The sequence below is a fragment of the Sphingosinicella rhizophila genome, from assembly GCF_032378825.1.
GTDB classification, from domain to species: domain Bacteria; phylum Pseudomonadota; class Alphaproteobacteria; order Sphingomonadales; family Sphingomonadaceae; genus Allosphingosinicella; species Allosphingosinicella rhizophila.
The window spans coordinates 25,842-42,138 of the sequence record NZ_JAVUPU010000003.1 but is presented as its reverse complement, the minus strand read 5'-3'; the positions used below and the strand labels follow the sequence as shown (position 1 = coordinate 42,138).

The following is a 16,297-nucleotide window of genomic DNA, read 5'->3' as shown; positions in this document are numbered from 1 at the left end:
GCCATGTCCTCGCTTTCCCTGCAAGTACGTGCTAACCCATTGGAACGGCCGTAATTCGGTTGATGGATCAAAGCGCGAGGACCCGGGGGCAGTACCCGGCGCCTCCACCAAAACTCCCGTTGGCACGGGTTTTGATGGGGGCGAAACAGAATCGACTGCGCCAAGAGAGATCAGACGCGACCCGTTTGGTGGGCCCGTTATGCCTGCAAGAACGCTAAATGCGAACGACAACTCGCCAGTAATGGCACAGGACCGTCTCGCCGCTTAATTGCGGTGACGGTACGCGGCACGGGGAGCGCCGGGCAACAGAAGCTCCCCACTTCCCTGGCCTACCCAATCATCGCATTGATTATGATATCGAACCTCGCTCGTTGTTATTCGTTGCTCAGCGACGATGAGTCCTCATTGAAGCGAGTCGGCCGGGCTTTCGTTTCTGAGCCGAAGCCAGGTTCCTCTCACTGAAGGCGCCACAGGACTGGATCAAGTCAGGCATCGGTGGCGAGGCAGGCTCACGCTGCGCTCAGGCCGTCAAGGTCTAGCTGCACCGAAGCTCGGTAGTCCTCCAAGCTCAACTCTCCGGGGGTAGCTAGGTGCAAGAACGAATTGGGATACGCCTTCGTGATCGTGGTTTCCATTTCCGCCTGAACGCTCCTCCACGTCCGCCGCTCCGTGATCGTCGGCTCGCGATTCAGAACGCAGATAAATTCGAGATCAAGCGAAGCAGCGGCCCAGTCCGGGCATTTTACACGGACATGCTCGATTGCGCGGATCATCTCGCCATTGACGCCCGACTGCTTCGCTCGCTTTTGGATCCACTTCCGAAGGGGTTGAATTTCCCTGTTAAAGTCATCGGAGAAGGCGAAGCGCTGCTTATGCCGCGCGAGGGCAGCAGCGAAGTCTTGGCGCTCATAATCATCGGCGCAGCCATCGTGTCGCGTCCAGCTGGCGACGACGATTTTCTCGGCGCTCGCCACGATATCGAGGTCGACGACCAGCCCGCGAGCTTCCAACGCCGGAAAGGTCGCGAATTGAGGTTTCCGCCTCCTGGAAATGGCGTTCAGATCCGATTCCGATACCGACAACAGTGGCGATACCTGGACGAAAGGTCGATCGCCTTCTCCTCGCAGAATGTCGCAGGACTGACTGACTAAGATCATGCCCTCGCCGGTCGCGCCCGCGAAAAGCGATCTCTTCTTGTCGCGCGCCAAGACCGGAATCTCAAGGTCGGCGTCAAGGGTGAAATCCCCTTGGCGCCAATCAGACAATATGGGCAGTGCGTCACCTTCGTTCGCCATCCGCCCCCACGCCTACCGAATCTGCGTCCGAGGCGATTTCGTTACCCGAACTTTCGCCGCGATTGGGGACTGATCGGCCACCAAAATTGGCTCATTGATGGGGGGGGGGGCCGAATTCGCTCGGACGATCCCATATTCGTCGAGAATTATGGCGCGAGCGACAAAGGCCGGCTCGCTTCCGAATTCCGCAACCCGATCGTGCAACCCCTGCACCTTCATCGCGTTGTGCGGCGCCACGGTTTGACCATTTGCCCAGTGGTGGACGCTTCGCCGGGAAACGCCGAATATCGAAGCAAGGTGGTCCCAAGCGAGCGCCGTCCGGCGACGGATGACGCGAAGCATCTCTGCGACTGCCAGCGCCTGTACGGCCTGCGGCGCCACATGAGATATGTCTTGGAGGCGCACAATAGGCGCGCTCGTGCCGGACACGCTCGTGCCAGCGATCGTCACCAGCAACGCGGCAACGAGCGCAGAGGCGGTCATTTCGGGCGTCGGGTCACCCGGCTGGACTGGCACGACCAATTTCGTTGGCCGATCGAAGCGAGCTGTTGGCAACGACGAGATGCTAGCCATTGCAGACCTCCAATAAATTATCAGTCACCGCCCAGCGGAACATCGTATAGACCCTTTCAGTTAGGCCTTCGGCCGCCGACCTGATGCCAGACGGGGAAAAATCCCTCGGTTCGAGATTCACGCCATCCAGATCAAGGAAGTAACGAACGGCGTCGATGGGGGGAAGAATGCTTGGGTCATGGGTTTGTCCCGGCTTATGAATTCCAGCTCTGACGATTAGCCTCCCCTCGGGCACTCTGAATTCTGCGACCTGGTTGCCAGCCACAAGGTCCTGCAAAAATGGCTGATGTCCAAAGGCCCGGAATTCCGGCTGAACGTAATCCTGGAATCTGTCGATCATCTCGCCGGTCAGCACATTCACATATCGCGTGCCAATGCGGGTGCATTGCGCTGGTTCGAGAGCCTCGATGAATGCGTGCGCGATGGTGTCGAAGCGATCCAGGAATGCCTTCCGGTTCGTGTAGCCGGTCTGCGTGTCCAACGCCAAAACCTCCCGGCCGAGCGTGACCCGCCAAGCCTTCTCCTTATCAGTGAAGCGCCAGACCACGTTCGCCGTCACCTGCGGGGAAATCGTCTTGTTATCTCCCAGCTGAATCGTAACGGATTGTTCGACCTCTTGCTCCAACGTCGGATATTCTCGGCGGATCGACTCCTGAAACGCAGCAATGCCGGCGCCTGTCCCATCCACAATTTTCAAGATTGCCGGGAAGTGGACGGCGCACACAACGCGCGCGAGCGGCGCACGCTCGAGGGGCACCTCCTCGGGAACAGGGTCAATTAGCGGGTTTCGAACTATCATGCGGGCTGCCACGCTGTTAATAGAATGTGAAGTGAGTGTGAAGTGAAATTTGCCCTATGGAGCGAAATAATAAACGCTCCGTTGCGCCGACGTAGATCGTCAGCTCGCCTTACCGCCCGGCGGGCCCCAACAAAGAATTAATGCGCGTCACGGTGATCCGCCAGTTCTGCGCCCATTCTGGCCGCTCTTCTCCACAAGCTCGTCGGCGCGCGGCGCGTGTGAAATCCAGCGTCAACGCCATTTTGCCGAACCATTTCGTTCCCGCACGCCCATCGCTCCCAGTCTGTGAGGATGCCCAGGAAGATTCTACTGATTCCCGGCTCGAAGCCGAGCTATCTGATCGTCCAGCTCGCCAATCTGCTCTTGAGCTCTCGCGATCGACTGAACTGTGGTCTCGTCCCCGTCCGCGTGGGTTCCGAAGGACGGACTCCGTTGGGGATCGGCCATATGGTTCTGCATTAATTCAAGTTGCTGTTGTATGTCCTGTCGACGTGCGATCAGTTCTTCTAGATGTACCAATGGACTGGACATTCTCTTCGCCTCCCGTGCGCCTCGTCTAGACTACCCTCATCAGTTGCGAGGGAAATGGCGTTGCCAGCGAACAAACGTCATCGACCTCACCGCTGAGCCAGCGCTCCTCATCCTCCCGATGCAACACGACCGGGCAGGCCTTCGGATGGATGGCGCCCACAACGTGCGTGGCTGGATCGCCATCATAGCCACACGTCAGGAACGCGTAGCAATTCCCCTCTGGCGTCGGCCGCCAGATCCCGGCGAAGCTGAAGATCGGCTGAGAGGGAAGCGAGAACCAATGCTCCTGTTTTGATCCCTTATCGCCTGACCATTCGCAAAAGTCCGTCACCGGCACCAGGCAGCGATTGGCTGGGTTCTTGAGCATCGATCGCCAGAAGGGGCTGGCCAGGTTGCGGACGTTGGTGATTGGCTTTCCGTTCAGGGGGACACCCCATCGCATCGTATCGAGGATCCGCTCGCCATTCTCGACGCGAACGACCCAGCCAATACGCTTCGGGAATAGCTCGGGCGGCGGCATGGGCTCAGGTTCCGGGATGATCAGGTGCTCGGGGATGCCCATCGAGCGGGCAATTTCTATTTGCTGCGCATTGAGGCGATAGCGATTGCACACGTCCCTACTCCCCGAAGTCTACAAGCGGATGCTTTGCCTGCACCCGCTCCAAGGCGTCCCACATATCACCGAGGCGGAGGGTGCTGCCCCGAACCTCGAAACCGGTCGTCCAGTTGCAGTGGGGATCGTCCACCTGCCAGATAGGCTTGAAAATGTGGACACCTCTATGGGCGTCATTGAACTTGCCCGCTTCGGCGTCCAGCCTTTCTTGAACCTTCGCGCGGCTTACCGGCTTCACCACTCAGGGCTGCTCCCCGAAGTCGATCGCCTCAAGCCACTGGTCTAGCTTCTCAGCAACGGCCGGCCGAGGTCCCAGATTGATTGTGATGGCTTGATGCCCCCCGCCCGAGACAAGCCAGACGCACTCGTCCTCATCCGGGCCTTCAAGCTCAAACAATGCCCCTTGCTCTTGATCAGCATCATCCGTCATCATCGCGTCTCTTCCGGGCTCGAATCTGTCATCTGCGCGCCGGATCGTACTAGTTGTGGAGGATCATGAGCAAGGAGCCACCCAAGCTACGTCTTGCCAGCAGCCAAGCCGACAACGACGTGAAGCGCCAGCGGGCGGGGCAGGAGCTCCGGTGGCCACTCAAAGAATTGGCCGCCAATATGATGCGGATTGTGCGAGGGGCGGGAAGGCCGGAAGATGTCGGCCATCAATGCGCTGCGGTGCTGGCGGCCTATCAGGCTTATCGGGAAGCCACGGAGCGTTTTCCCCCGCCGGAGGTAATCTCAGAAGCACTGACTTTGCCTCACAGGGAGGTGCCCGGTGGGGATCGACTGCGGCAGGATATTGAAGATGCGGACGAGATGGTAGTGGATGGCTCGCTGCAAATCGCTGCGTCTCGGCTGTTGGACCAGATGACGCAGGTCGCGGCCGGGCGAGAGGAAATGCGGAGAGGAGTTCGAGAAGGCAATGACGCCCGCGCGGCTCACATGGCTGAGTTCGAGCGAAAGAGGGTTGGGGTGATCAAGCGTCCGAAGCGGAAGGAGAAATGAGCACTCCCATCGAGCGCCTTGCCGAAAAGCTCAGGAGATCGGTCCGTAACAACACGGGCACGCGAATGTCGTTCGAGGAACTGAAGCTCATAGCGGAACTGGGGGGCTTGGAGCTGATCGCCCAGGCAGAGACAGAAGAGATTATGGCGAAGTGGCGAAACCCCGCGCTGGCGCCGGAAGCGCAGCCGCTTGAGAGTGCCCACAACAATGGGCGGCCTTACTCTCCGGCCTCGCTAGCCGAACGCTGGCAGTGCAGCAGCACGCTCGTCCGAAACATGATCCAACGCGGCGAACTGAAACACTTCCGGTACGGCAAACTCTATCGGATCCCGGCTGACGAAGTCGCGCGGATCGAGGACCCCGGTCAAGATGCCCAAGCCCACGAGGCAAGCGATGGCTAAATTCGAGTTGCCAAGCTGGCCCCGCGTGATGAGGCGCGCCACCGCCGCCGCCTACCTGGACATGTCGATTGCGGAGTTTGAACGCGGCGTGGCCCTCGGTACGCTGCCAATGCCGGTCAAGATAGTCAGTCGCGAGCGTTGGAGCCGAACCGCAATTGATGCCGCTCTTGAACGTTTGGAGGGCGGGCCGCCACTTGATGATTGGCGGGCACGGTCACCGCTATATTCGGGCGAGCCGATACCGCCGAAAAAGCGCGGCGTTCTCCGTTAATTTAGCCTTTCTTGGCCGCTTTCTTGAGCCGCTGCTTCGCGCGCTGAAAGTCCAGGTCTACTTTGACCATCTTCCCAATCTCGCTGATCGTCCAGGCAGGTTTGTAGCATTCTTGCCGCCGCATCGATTGAAGACACTCTTCGATACGCTTCCACCAGAGCAGGACGTGCGCCGCCTGCAATCGCCCCTCCGCCATTCCCCATTGGTGAGGGAGATGAATAACCTTTAGCCCTGTTCGGAAGACGGCCATAACCTGGGGAGCAGTCTTGATGAAGTCAGCGTCGGCCGAAAGGATTGCGTCCCCGCCTTCAGAAGCGAACTTGGTGATCCAGTGAACGTCTGTTGATCCGTTGTCGCCCGCCTCTCTGACGGAATCGAGGTTCCAGCCCTCCGACAAGGCCATGTCGCGAATGGCAACCACGATCGCCGGGGCGACGTGCTCATCAGCACGGATCTTCAAGCCGCCGTCTGCAGCTCAAATTCGACGGCGTTATCAACGTCCGCCGCAGACACGTTGAACCAAGCCGCCACCTTCTTTGAGTTTCCTGCCTCAGCCTTCCATTGCCGGAAAAGCGCAGCGGTCGGAACGCCAGGGCCAGTCACGACCGGCCGGCCGAAAGCGAGTTTTGGATCAATGGCGATCGTCGGGAACTCACTCGGACGAGGAAACCAGCGGCTTGCCAGTTCGGTCTCAGGATCGAACTCGACACCTTTCGCAATGATGTTCTCTATGGTGAGCCAAATCTCATGCTGACCCGACGCCATGTCCCACGTGACCTTGTCGCCCGTCTCCTCTGCGACTTGCGCGAAAATTTTCCGGCGATCGGTGAGGTACTTTGCCTTCGACAAAGCAAAGGGATGATCACTTCCCCAATCATTACGGGCGCGCTCGGCAGCCTTCCGAAGAGTCTGCATCGTGACGCCCTGACCGCGGAAGAACTCGATGAACCGCATTTCCATCAGATCGAGGAAGCTCACGGTGGATGTCGACTTAAAGTCTCGCTCCACGATCGGTCCTGAAGCACTTCCCGGCCAGCCGTTCAGCCAGCCACGCAGCTTCACCGTTCCCGACAACCCGAGAAGACGCGCAGCGTCGGACGTGCTATAGAAGCCGGCGAATAACGGGTCGGCCTCCACGCGCTGGTGCTTCATTCTTTGATCCTTCGGGGAACGCTCACGGTACGGTATCATATAATCACGTCCGTGCCAGCCGGGCACTTAATCGCTGGCCCCTCTTCACGGCTCCAAACGCAGCAGACCGAATCAGCATTTATGCCCGCGCCAGTATCGCTCCCACTTGAGCGCCTTACCACTCGCCACCATCGAGCAGTTCAATTCCTTGCCATTGGGGAGGACGCACCAAGCCGCCGTGCGTTTACCCTTGCCCGAGCCATCCGATCGACAGGAAAGGCGAGGGCCGTTGACGGCAATATGCCCCGTCTCCGTTGTCCCAACCGCGCCACCCAGGAGCGTGACGAGATAATCCCTCGCCTCGATCGCGCTTGCGGCAGGGCAGGGATGGCCAGGGGAGCACGTGCCGTCCATCTCGCGGGCGGCGATGCCCGCCAACCTGATCTTGGACCCCTCAGCGCACCAGACCGGACCGTCGCCGTCCCAGACGCGTGTCGGAGTGCAGGTGAAGTGCTCTCCACTTGCTACGATCGCGGGCAAAACTGACAATTGCTCCATCGGCGCCGCGGTAACCTTGGCGGCATCGCCCGGCCAGAAGAAAATCGTGCTGAAGACGGCAGCCATAAGGGCGGCGCAGAGGACGACGAATTTCACGGATTAGCTCGAGGCCCGCCTATTATGATCCCGAGTGACCGACGCCTTTCAACCAGTGGTCCATCGCACCTAAGCACAGACTACCTCGGCGATCGATTCCATCAGCGTTTCTGGCACAACCGCCCTGAAAACGGGACTTGGGGAGACGTTAGAATGCGTGATGCTATCATCGGGGCCGTAGCTAAGCGTTTGCTTCAAAGCCCACGTGCGATCCGAACAGTCGATGAGAAGCAGGTCTTTGCGGAGATGGTCAGTAGTCGATTTATCGGCGCGTTGATCTATTTTCGCCCATATCTGGATTGACGAGCCCGCTACTCTCCGAGAATCCTTATCCAAGTAGACCAAACCGCCGTTTTTATCATCGGTGACAAACACCCAATCGGCCGCAGCGACAGGTGACGATACACAAATAAGGACAATCATCCCAGCGATGCGCATCTCACCCTCCTGATTCGTAAAACGACTTACGGGCCGAAATGCCTAGGATAATTTTGCTCTTCCATCCACTGGCTCACCTCTAGTGGTTTCGCCAGTTTCCTACCGTGAGGCATGTCCAGTAGCCGCCAACTCTATCCATGGTCGCCAACCGGGTGCCCCAGCCCGATCATCCCGATTGTTCACCCAGATGCCGGCGCAGCGCCTCAGCAGCGACGCGCCTTTTCGCTGTCACATCTTCCTTCGGTCCAGCCTTTTCAGCTAGCGCCTTGTAAGCGCCAGCATCATTGCCGACCTTGGTGATGCATACTTTGATCTCATGCGGAGCCTGGCCGTGTCTGCACGAGTGAGCTAACTCACCATCAATCATTTCGTCGCACATAACGTAAGCGAAAAGGTACAGCCTGCCGGTCCCTCGTTGAAGGCCGCCTGTCTCATCGTCCCAACGAGGGCGGAAAACTCGATCGCAGGCATAGGTCGCTATTCGATAATCGGAGGGGTGACGACGGACGTTGATCACGGAAGTCATGAGTTGCCCCTTAATCGCACGCCAGCCCCTCCAGACTGCGAACCCTGTCCGGAGGCTATCAGTTCAACTCCCGCCTCTTCAAGTACCCGCACGATGGCGGCGAGATTATTCCCGACCGGCACCGATCGCTCAGCCTCGAAATTACGAACAGTGGATTCACCTACACCAGCCAGCTCCGCAAGCTGCTCCTGGGTCAGTTCAGCGAGAGCACGCGCAGCGCGGCAGGTCTTGGGCGTGAGCATGCTTCGCACACTAGCATGATAACGCCCTCCGTTCAACCTACCGAAAACCTATTGCGCATCGTCTGGACCCATAGTATAACGCTGAGCGTTAGCTAGAAGCTGACGGCTCGACCGAGGGAATGGTACTCCCAAGGTCGAGCCTCACCACGAACGAAAGGTAATTTTCGTCATGGCTGAAGCCACCACTACCCGACGCGCCCTCATGGGCGCAATCGCCACTCTTCCAGCGGCCATCGCATTTGACCCGCCATCTGCAGCTCTTGCCACCTCAACCAACCAATGGGACTCTGCCTTGGCGGACTATCGCGCCAAGCGTTTGTATTGCGACAACCTCCCTTACGGCCATCCCAACGAAGACGATGCAGTGGACGCCTACTGCGCGGCAATGGACATTCTCATCGAAGAAGTGCCGGCCCCTACCCCGGAAGCGTGGAAACTGAAGGTGGAACTGGCGCTGGAGCGCTACGAGGGCTTTGAATTGTCCGAGCGTTGCGGACGAGCCATCATCGCAGATGGCCTGCGGCTCATGGGTCGGGAGGCATTGTGATGGCAACCAACGGCCACACCTCCGAGCCACTGGACGTAGCGCTCGCCGTCATTCCCTCCTTACCACGCGCGCTCCTGACTCGCCTTGTCACCCGTGCGATCGACCGACTCGACGAGATCGATGGGGATCCAGACCTCGAGCTGACCGGAGAGGAGAACGAGCCGGACTTCTCCAAGCCGCTCGAAGGCTACGGGCCCGGCTGCCCGATCAGCGAACCGGACCTCGGCATTGAGGACATGCCACAGGACGAGGAGCATCCAGACATTCGGCGGATTGCTGACCCGGAAGCCTATCGGTTTCACGTCCGACGCTTGAGAGATGATCGTTGCTACCGTCTCGGCCGTCATTCGCGGCATCGATTCGACGGCGCATGGCGCTTGTTCACCGATCCTGTTGTGCCGAACAGGCGCCAGATCATGCGCCGCAAACGTGGGCTACCGAAATGGCCGCGCGCGTGAAACCTGCGCCGCGGCTGGTCACGGGTCACATTGCCTACTATCGCGTATCCACTTCAGCCCAGGGGCGTTCTGGTCTTGGGCTGGAGGCACAACGGCAGTCGGTTCATTCGTTCATCGGTGGACCGCCTGACCATGAGTTCACCGAAGTCGAAAGCGGCAAGCGTTCTGATCGCGTCGAGCTGCTGAAGGCGCTGGACCTTGCCGAGCTGACGAATGCTGCTTTGATCGTGGCCAAGCTGGACCGCCTATCTCGCGATGTGGAGTTTCTGTCCCGGCTGCAGAAGCTCCGGTAAAGATTATCTTTGCCGACATGCCGTTCACAGACAGCTTCATGATCGGGATCATGGCCCAGGTCGCGCAATGGGAATGTGAGCAGATCAGCAGGCGGACCAAGGCGGCTCTAGCCATCGCCAAGGGGCGAGGGCGACAGATCGGCGGGGACAGGGGCAATCTCGCTGCTGTAGCCCCCCAGGGCCGCCAGAGAAGCGTAGAGAGCCGAATGAGCGCCGCACGTGCGCGGAATGACAAGATCGCCCACCACGTCGCTCAGGCGAAGGCGGAGGGCTTCCGTAGCGTCCGGTCGATCGCGGCCTATCTCAACAGGCGAGGGATCAGGACGAGCCGGGGGAAAGAATGGAAGGCTGGTTCCATATACCGGCTTATGTGACTGTGGCGGAAACGATCAGGACTCTATCGCCCGCGCTTGACCGATCCCGCTATTTCCTGAGCCCGGACGTTGTGGAGGAACGCGAGCCGGTTATGAGCCCGCTCGGCTCTCTCATGTGAGCATCTCACTGCTGCCGCCATTTCCTCAGCGGCTCGATCCAGGTGCCATTGCACGGTTCGAAGCTTTTCCATCTCGGTCTTTCAATTCGCGGTGCACTCACTCCCGCTGAACCCTGATACAGCCACGGCAATAGCGCGGCACCAACACGTGTTAGCAGACGGTACCTAATTCATTAACTTGGATTGGCTTGTCGGATCGTCGGTTGAAGCTGGACCCGCGCCCCGCCAGCCAGATGCCCTTAGGCCAGCGCAGCCTCGTCTTCATGCAGGTGCAAGTAGTTGCTGTCGAAGTCGCCCGCCCGCGCCAGCTTCTTCCAATCGCCGATGGTGACGGACCGGCTGCTACGACGTTGGATCAGCCCTTCGGCCTCAAGCGCCTTCAGCGTACGGTTTACGTGGACCGACGTAAGCCCAGTGCAATCAGCAAGTTGCTCCTGGGACATCGGCAACTCATATTCCGTTTCCTCTCCCAGCCCTGCCACCTTGAGTCGGAGAGCGAACTCGCAAAGGAGATGCGCCAGTCGGGTGTGGGCGTTTCGCCTGCCGACGTTCGCGATCCATTCCCTGAAGATCGAGGCGTCGACAAGGGTATCGAACCACATGGCCATCCCAATGTTAGGATGTGCGAAGGCCAGCTTCCTTACCTCGTCGCGCGGAATGAATGCGATCTCGCCTTCGGTGATCATCTGCACGCTGTGATCGGCTACTCCTAGGAAGGAGTTCTGCAGATCAACCATCTCGCCTTTCATTTGCACAGCGAGAATCTGTCGCGCTCCGTCCACAACTATTTTGTGCCTGATTGCAAAGCCTGAGAGGATCAGACACGAGTGGATCGCCCTTTCACGCTCCCGCACGATGTAGCCGTGCCGCTCAATATTCTTGGTCCGATGTGGAAGGTTGAGCAAAGCTTGTTCGTCGGCCGCGTCGAACTTCCCCCAATAGGAAAGCCTCCGGAGGAGGGGCCGCAATGTCGGTTCAGGGGCTGATGACATCAATGCTCTCCGCTTGGGCGGGAGCGCGACGTCTCACAGTCGCTGGAGGGCCTGGGGGAGTGACCGGCGATGTTTAGAAACTACGCGATGAAGGCACAAAATTCAATACCTATGTTCCATTTCAAAACTTGATCTCGGCAGGAGGCCGTCAAATCGAACCTAGGTTAAAGCGAAGGGTCGCCGACGTCTGCTAAGGTTTTCATATCGTCGGCATTGTTTGGGCTCCCGGCGGCTGAGCGCTACGCGCTCCCGCCCACTGAGGAGCTGGCCTGTGCCGCTATATTTCTTCGACACCCGCGACAACGATCACACCATCGTGGATGATGTTGGCGTTGAATTTCCGGACCTCGAGGCCGTCAAGGTCGAGGCTGCGAAGGCTTTGACTGAGCTTGCTCGTGACGTGATACCCGGACACCTGAAACGAGAGCTTGCCGTTGACGTCCGCGACGAAGATGGCCCCGTTCTCACAGCCAAGATGACATTCGAAGCGGTTATACTGCGGCCCAGTTTAGCAAGGCGAGACCCGGTGTCACATTTGTAGCACCCGACGTTGCACCAAATGTGACAGCCGCCGAAGGTCGGGAGACGATCCTTAGCGGACGTGCGGCCACCCCCATTCTACCCTTGGACGACATTCGGGATCGCGTGCTAGGCACCAACTTGGCGGAGAGCGACGGGATGGATTGGGAGCACGAGGTCAGCACCGACGCTACGCTCGCGGGCGAGCTCGTAGCTGAGCAATTCGAGGAATGGTCTCGGTTGCCCGTGATCCACGTCGATGCGGTGAGCACCGACAATGACATCTACCGTCTAGGCGATCACCTCGCACTTCGATTGCCGAGAAGAGGCAGCGCGGTGGCAGCCATTGATAAGGAGCACACTTGGCTCCCGCGTTTGGCTGCCAGTCTGCCACTGAAAATCCCCCTTCCGATTGCAAGGGGCCAGCCGTCGCGCGGCTATCCGTTTCCATGGAGCGTTGTCGAGTGGCTCGACGGTGCGCCAGTGGGTGCCGTTGACGCCAAGGACAGTAGCAATATTGCATATGACCTAGCCCGTTTCATCTTGGCGCTGCATGGAAATGATGCCGCTGGCGGCCCCGTCGCAGGGGAACACAATCATTGGCGTGGTGCGCCCCTCAATGCATTAGACGTTGAGTTGCGCCGCCGTTTTACATTGATGGCGGACATACCCGACATTGGCGAGATCATCGCTGCTTGGGAGCGCGGCCTCGCGGTCGACGTATGGGCAGGCCCGCTCGTCTGGGTGCACGGCGACCTCAAGGGCAGCAATCTCCTCCTCCGGAACGAAGCACTTCATGGCGTGCTTGATTGGGGCTTGACCGGCGTGGGTGATCCAGCCTGTGACCTCAGCGCTGCGTGGAGCCTGTTCCGCGGTAACGCGCGCGCCGCGTTCAGAGAAGCGGTGGAGGTCGACAATGCGACATGGGCGCGCGGACGCGCCTGGGCGCTAATAGAAGGCGTTCTCGCCCTCTCTTACTATCGCGGGCGCCAGGAGGACTTGGCGCAGGCGGGCCGGCGCGTGCTCGATCAGGTGCTTGCGGATGAACGGGATTAGTCCCGGGAGCGAAATGGTCCGCTTGCCACCCGTCGCAGACATTCGCAGCCGACCGTAGCAGGCATTCGTCGATACCGTTATGAAGAGCCATGATTCTGGCGATCCTGACTCTTGCAACCGCTCCTGCTGAGACTCCGTCGATGCCAGTAACCAGGGCACCATTTTAGACGCAGGCCGCTGTCTGTGGGGTAGATCTTCGCAATGAGTCACGTCTTGGAGCGGGAGATGTCGCCAATCTCAGCAAGGACGGACGAGTTCATTTCTTGAGGCAAAATCAGCAGCCGGACGGCCGCAATTGTCTCGAACGATGGGGCCGAACTCAGGGTCTGAGTGTGTTTCTTTGGTCAGACTAAGCGCAGGCGAACGTCCGCTTCCACCCAGAGCGGAAGTTGAGGCATCCGATCAGTACCCCCGCCACGGCTCGCACGCGACCCCATCACCATCGCCGTCCATGCCCTGACGATACCCAGGCTCACCGCGGTAGAGCGGAGCGGCGCCGGCAGCTCTGACTTCATTGCAGCCGCTGTAATAAACAGAAGTCTCGATCTGGGCGATCTTCTCGGGCGAAGTCGTGGACCTAGTCCAAAGCGCTTGCGCCTGGGGCGCGATATTCCAGCCGACGATTGCCACCAGCGCGCATCCACCAAGAAGCTGACCCGCGAAGCCCAACCCCTGAGGCTGCTGCCGAGACCTGCCTCGCGCTAGACGTTCGCGTGTCCGAGCAGCGGAGTAATTGCGATTGTGGCTCCTCATGGCTGGATAGTCGCAAAACGACATTGCCGACTGGTTAAGCCTAAAGCGAATGGCGATCGGAACCCAGTCCATAGACTCTTCCCGTAGCGAGGCGTACCTCGTCAGCAACAGGGGAGAAGATCAATGAACAAGCGCGCATGGCTGGCCGCCACAGGTTTGATGGCATTCGCTCTCTCGCCTGCCACGGCGGGCGCTCAGGCATGGCGAGACTGTAAGGTCGGTTCATATGGAGCGGGCGGGTGCGAATCCTATGGGGCTGGCGGCGGTCGATCGATGGGCGCGGGCGGTGGCCAGTCTTACGGCCAGGGTGGCGGGCGTTCCTACGGCCAGGGTGGTGGACAGTCCTATGGCCAAGGCGGCGGCCAATCGTTCGGACCTGGTGGGGGCAAGTCGCTCAACCGAGATCGCACCAAGGGCCTGAATACCGACACCCTGCGCCCCTATGAGAATCCGTACAGCATCGATCCGGATTGACCGGGAGCGCTAGATTCTGGGCCGCTACTTCACCTCCACAATTCTTGGCCAGGTTTTCGCGTTCGCTTCCGGAATCGCGATGATGGTCGCGCCCAGCAGGTTTCCTAGCATGCCGGTCTGGATGTTTTGGGCGGGAGTTGCAGTTGCCGCCCTGACGGCTATCTTGGGGTTGATGCGAATTACCTTGAAGGCCAACAGCCACGTTGCGAACAAACATCCCGACAGCACCTTCTTGAAGGTGGACGGTGACTTTGAAGGCGATGTGGAGGACAATGTGTCCGACGCCAGGCAATTCGCTGACTTACGAGGCGACGTGTCGAATTCGAGCTTTCGCCGAAACCGCCACGAACGCCGAAAGGCGGACAAAGTCCGTAAGGATTGAAGTTCGCCTGTACACGTTCATTGACTGATCATCCGCCTTGCTCGCGCACCGAGCCGCCGAGCATCAGCGCTGCGTAGATGGAATATCTCATGTCGCTCTCCTCAGGCGGGTCCAGCAGGCAATACCGCTACCGTTGTCGATCCTCCCACGCGGCAGCGCGTCGGGCCGCGACCAAGCAGTTGCGCAACACCCGCTCCACTTCCTTTCGGTGGGCTCGCGACAGGCTTGGATCGTTTGAGGCCAACTCCAAGGCGAACACGCGCTTCTGCCAATAGGCCGACGGATGGAGCGGCTTACCGTCGTCGCGGTCGGTCATGGTCCAACTCCTCCTGTGTGAAGTACACCTTGGGAAGCCTTGTCAGCATCAGCTGGCCGACAACGACGAAGAAGATGCCGGCCCAAAACCACCCAGCCTCATCTACTGGCTGGATCAGACGTGCCCCGACCAGAATGACCGCTCCAAAGCCGAGCGCAAATCGACCGACATCGTCTTCTGGAGGCCTGAATGGCATGGTGCTTAGCACTCCTTTCCTGCAGGCCGGCGCCCGCGTGGAACCCTCCAGGCTTCAGATTCCTGAGCGACGTCAGCAAGCAGCGGTATCTGCATCCGCTGGACAGGCGTAAGCCCAGGCAGCCGAATCGGGGAGCGAACCATGAGCCTCAGAGAACAGATAGAAGTCTATCGAGTCGACGCAATCAAGCAAATCGAAGAGCGCCAAGAAACACGGGCTCAGAGGCTACGTGAACTGCACAGGGAGATAGTCGAACTGGAAGCCCAGAATGGCTCGCTGGTAGGCGCAAGCATTCGGGCTACCCGGCCAATCGAGCCAGCCGATGCATGCCCTCAATGTTGGATCTGGGAGGAGGCGCGAAGCCCCCTTACGCCGTTCCCAGGCGATGCGGAGACGGACCGCTTCGTCTGTAGAAAGTGCGGTCTCGCCTTCGATGTTCAGCTGTAACGTGCGTAGGGCATGAGGCCCATTAGTCCGCCAACCCGTCCTCGATTAGCTGCCGCGCCTCTTGGATGCTGATCTTCCGGCCATTGCGGAACAACCCGGGATAACGATCCTCCGTCGCATTCGCGTAAATGGTCGGCAGCCGTGCCAACGCCTGCTGCTTACGCGCGGACATGGCCGGCGCCTTTTCGGCTGGGGCCGTCGCCGCGGCAGATCCCGCGCCTTCTCTTTGAAGGAATTTCATAGCGTCGAGAATCGTCGGCTTCGGCCCCTTTTTGCCACCCTCCTCCCACTCGTCCCGCAAGGAGGAGAGCACCTCCCGTTCACGAAGCGTGTCAGCCGTGACCTGGGCCTCGCTTTTCGGCGGCGGGGTCACCAGCCCCGGTCGGCTGCGCATGATGTTTCCGGTCGCGGTGATACCCACCACAGAGCCGTCAGGACCGACCTCGTAGCGATCGATATGGGTGCCCGCTTCCTGCGCCCGACGCTCGGATTCACGAGCGAAGGCCGTGCCTTGTTCCGTGATCGTATTCTGCGAGTTGAGATTTTCGAGAGCCTGCGCATTCTTTGCCCGCACCTCTTCTATGGTCAGGTCATGCGCCCGATCTCCTGCCTTGATCTCCTGCTTGAACCCCTGCTCGATCGTCGCTTCGCCAAGTTTGAGCGTGTGGTCGCGAACACCCTTCTGCGCGTCATAGACATCGGCACGAGCTGCGGCCTTCGCAGCATTCTGATCATTCAACTGAGCTTGGCGCTCCATGGTCTCGGTGCGCTTCCGTTCCTTCCATGTTTCGAACCGCAGCGCCGCATTGGCCTGTGCGTTCTGAGTGAGACCATGACCGAGCCCTTGAAGAGCCCCGCCCAAGAGTGCCAATCCCATTCCCATTACTTACCCCTCCCC

At 59.5% G+C, this 16,297-nt stretch carries 26 protein-coding genes and 1 other RNA gene; 12 read left to right on the top strand and 15 right to left on the bottom strand.

Annotation, left to right across the window (positions count from 1 at the left end; translation table 11 throughout):
• The first annotated feature begins 5 nt into the window (after positions 1-5).
• Positions 6-321, top strand: a transfer-messenger RNA (tmRNA) gene (gene ssrA / locus RQX22_RS06285).
• A 188-nt stretch (positions 322-509) separates the two neighbouring features.
• Here the strand turns inward: ssrA and RQX22_RS06280 are convergent.
• From RQX22_RS06280 to RQX22_RS06260, 5 genes are all read right to left on the bottom strand, one after another.
• Positions 510-1,295, bottom strand: a complete 786-nt coding sequence (locus RQX22_RS06280; RefSeq protein WP_315724719.1) for a hypothetical protein — start codon at positions 1,293-1,295, stop codon at positions 510-512.
• A 565-nt stretch (positions 1,296-1,860) separates the two neighbouring features.
• The gene (locus tag RQX22_RS06275; protein WP_315724717.1) at positions 1,861-2,679 is read right to left on the bottom strand and encodes a TIGR04255 family protein; all 819 of its coding nucleotides are present in this window, start codon (positions 2,677-2,679) and stop codon (positions 1,861-1,863) included.
• A 544-nt stretch (positions 2,680-3,223) separates the two neighbouring features.
• A complete protein-coding gene (locus RQX22_RS06270; RefSeq protein WP_315724715.1) occupies positions 3,224-3,811 on the bottom strand; it encodes an SOS response-associated peptidase in 588 nt (195 codons plus the stop codon).
• A 4-nt stretch (positions 3,812-3,815) separates the two neighbouring features.
• Complete coding sequence (locus tag RQX22_RS06265; RefSeq protein ID WP_315724713.1) at positions 3,816-4,049, bottom strand: hypothetical protein; 234 nt, start codon at positions 4,047-4,049, stop codon at positions 3,816-3,818.
• Between the two features lie 3 nt (positions 4,050-4,052).
• Positions 4,053-4,244, bottom strand: coding sequence for a hypothetical protein (locus RQX22_RS06260; RefSeq protein ID WP_315724711.1), 192 nt, complete (start codon positions 4,242-4,244; stop codon positions 4,053-4,055).
• Between the two features lie 62 nt (positions 4,245-4,306).
• Between RQX22_RS06260 and RQX22_RS06255 the strand changes: the two genes are divergently transcribed.
• Genes RQX22_RS06255 through RQX22_RS06245 form a run of 3 tightly spaced genes read left to right on the top strand, consistent with a single transcriptional unit; the run spans position 4,307 to position 5,482 of the window.
• A complete protein-coding gene (locus RQX22_RS06255; RefSeq protein ID WP_315724709.1) occupies positions 4,307-4,810 on the top strand; it encodes a hypothetical protein in 504 nt (167 codons plus the stop codon).
• Positions 4,807-5,211 (top strand): helix-turn-helix domain-containing protein, encoded by a 405-nt coding sequence (locus RQX22_RS06250; RefSeq protein ID WP_315724707.1) that lies wholly within the window; start codon positions 4,807-4,809, stop codon positions 5,209-5,211. Before RQX22_RS06255 ends, RQX22_RS06250 begins: the two co-directional genes overlap by 4 nt.
• Entirely contained in the window at positions 5,204-5,482 is a 279-nt protein-coding gene (locus tag RQX22_RS06245) for a helix-turn-helix transcriptional regulator (RefSeq protein WP_315724705.1), read from the top strand. The genes RQX22_RS06250 and RQX22_RS06245 overlap by 8 nt, the downstream gene beginning before the upstream one ends.
• Before the next feature lies 1 nt (position 5,483).
• Here the strand turns inward: RQX22_RS06245 and RQX22_RS06240 are convergent, their stop codons facing one another.
• The 6 genes from RQX22_RS06240 to RQX22_RS19295 form a co-directional block, all read right to left on the bottom strand.
• Positions 5,484-5,942, bottom strand: a complete 459-nt coding sequence (locus RQX22_RS06240; RefSeq protein ID WP_315724703.1) for a DUF5615 family PIN-like protein — start codon at positions 5,940-5,942, stop codon at positions 5,484-5,486.
• Entirely contained in the window at positions 5,939-6,634 is a 696-nt protein-coding gene (locus RQX22_RS06235) for a DUF433 domain-containing protein (RefSeq protein WP_315724702.1), read from the bottom strand. The genes RQX22_RS06240 and RQX22_RS06235 overlap by 4 nt, the downstream gene beginning before the upstream one ends.
• A 111-nt stretch (positions 6,635-6,745) precedes the next feature.
• Positions 6,746-7,171 (bottom strand): thermonuclease family protein, encoded by a 426-nt coding sequence (locus RQX22_RS06230; RefSeq protein WP_315725529.1) that lies wholly within the window; start codon positions 7,169-7,171, stop codon positions 6,746-6,748.
• A 165-nt stretch (positions 7,172-7,336) separates the two neighbouring features.
• The gene (locus RQX22_RS06225; protein ID WP_315724699.1) at positions 7,337-7,705 is read right to left on the bottom strand and encodes a surface-adhesin E family protein; all 369 of its coding nucleotides are present in this window, start codon (positions 7,703-7,705) and stop codon (positions 7,337-7,339) included.
• A gap of 166 nt (positions 7,706-7,871) precedes the next feature.
• A complete protein-coding gene (locus tag RQX22_RS06220; protein WP_315724697.1) occupies positions 7,872-8,231 on the bottom strand; it encodes a hypothetical protein in 360 nt (119 codons plus the stop codon).
• The gene (locus RQX22_RS19295) at positions 8,228-8,473 is read right to left on the bottom strand and encodes a helix-turn-helix transcriptional regulator (RefSeq protein WP_410001607.1); all 246 of its coding nucleotides are present in this window, start codon (positions 8,471-8,473) and stop codon (positions 8,228-8,230) included. Before RQX22_RS19295 ends, RQX22_RS06220 begins: the two co-directional genes overlap by 4 nt.
• Positions 8,474-8,642: 169 nt before the next feature.
• On the opposite strand from RQX22_RS19295, the gene RQX22_RS06215 reads away from it, so the two are divergent.
• Genes RQX22_RS06215 through RQX22_RS06200 form a run of 4 tightly spaced genes read left to right on the top strand, consistent with a single transcriptional unit; the run spans position 8,643 to position 10,145 of the window.
• Positions 8,643-9,020 (top strand): hypothetical protein, encoded by a 378-nt coding sequence (locus RQX22_RS06215; RefSeq protein ID WP_315724696.1) that lies wholly within the window; start codon positions 8,643-8,645, stop codon positions 9,018-9,020.
• Complete coding sequence (locus tag RQX22_RS06210) at positions 9,020-9,478, top strand: hypothetical protein (protein ID WP_315724694.1); 459 nt, start codon at positions 9,020-9,022, stop codon at positions 9,476-9,478. Before RQX22_RS06215 ends, RQX22_RS06210 begins: the two co-directional genes overlap by 1 nt.
• A complete protein-coding gene (locus RQX22_RS06205; protein ID WP_315724692.1) occupies positions 9,463-9,771 on the top strand; it encodes a recombinase family protein in 309 nt (102 codons plus the stop codon). Before RQX22_RS06210 ends, RQX22_RS06205 begins: the two co-directional genes overlap by 16 nt.
• A 17-nt stretch (positions 9,772-9,788) precedes the next feature.
• Positions 9,789-10,145: a recombinase family protein gene (locus RQX22_RS06200; protein ID WP_315724691.1), complete on the top strand. Its 357-nt coding sequence runs from the start codon at positions 9,789-9,791 to the stop codon at positions 10,143-10,145.
• A gap of 358 nt (positions 10,146-10,503) precedes the next feature.
• On the opposite strand, the gene RQX22_RS06195 is transcribed toward RQX22_RS06200, so the two are convergent.
• A complete protein-coding gene (locus RQX22_RS06195) occupies positions 10,504-11,256 on the bottom strand; it encodes a Crp/Fnr family transcriptional regulator (protein ID WP_315724690.1) in 753 nt (250 codons plus the stop codon).
• A 271-nt stretch (positions 11,257-11,527) separates the two neighbouring features.
• On the opposite strand from RQX22_RS06195, the gene RQX22_RS06190 reads away from it, so the two are divergent.
• Both RQX22_RS06190 and RQX22_RS06185 read left to right on the top strand, forming a co-directional pair.
• Positions 11,528-11,797 carry a DUF6894 family protein gene (locus RQX22_RS06190; protein WP_315724689.1) on the top strand — a complete coding sequence of 90 codons (270 nt, stop codon included), beginning with the start codon at positions 11,528-11,530 and terminating at the stop codon, positions 11,795-11,797.
• A gap of 83 nt (positions 11,798-11,880) precedes the next feature.
• Positions 11,881-12,831: an aminoglycoside phosphotransferase family protein gene (locus RQX22_RS06185; RefSeq protein WP_315724687.1), complete on the top strand. Its 951-nt coding sequence runs from the start codon at positions 11,881-11,883 to the stop codon at positions 12,829-12,831.
• Positions 12,832-13,233: 402 nt separating this feature from the next.
• On the opposite strand, the gene RQX22_RS06180 is transcribed toward RQX22_RS06185, so the two are convergent.
• Positions 13,234-13,584, bottom strand: coding sequence for an excalibur calcium-binding domain-containing protein (locus tag RQX22_RS06180; RefSeq protein ID WP_315725528.1), 351 nt, complete (start codon positions 13,582-13,584; stop codon positions 13,234-13,236).
• 123 nt (positions 13,585-13,707) lie between these two features.
• Here RQX22_RS06180 and RQX22_RS06175 point away from each other — a divergent pair, with 123 nt between their 5' ends.
• Together RQX22_RS06175 and RQX22_RS06170 are read left to right on the top strand one after the other, a co-directional pair.
• The gene (locus tag RQX22_RS06175; protein ID WP_315724685.1) at positions 13,708-14,058 is read left to right on the top strand and encodes a hypothetical protein; all 351 of its coding nucleotides are present in this window, start codon (positions 13,708-13,710) and stop codon (positions 14,056-14,058) included.
• Between the two features lie 79 nt (positions 14,059-14,137).
• A complete protein-coding gene (locus RQX22_RS06170) occupies positions 14,138-14,440 on the top strand; it encodes a hypothetical protein (protein WP_315724684.1) in 303 nt (100 codons plus the stop codon).
• Positions 14,441-14,567: 127 nt separating this feature from the next.
• Here RQX22_RS06170 and RQX22_RS06165 read toward each other — a convergent pair whose 3' ends face one another.
• Positions 14,568-14,756, bottom strand: a complete 189-nt coding sequence (locus RQX22_RS06165; RefSeq protein ID WP_315724682.1) for a hypothetical protein — start codon at positions 14,754-14,756, stop codon at positions 14,568-14,570.
• A 665-nt stretch (positions 14,757-15,421) separates the two neighbouring features.
• Positions 15,422-16,276: a hypothetical protein gene (locus RQX22_RS06160; protein ID WP_315724681.1), complete on the bottom strand. Its 855-nt coding sequence runs from the start codon at positions 16,274-16,276 to the stop codon at positions 15,422-15,424.
• Between the last annotated feature and the right edge of the window lie 21 nt (positions 16,277-16,297).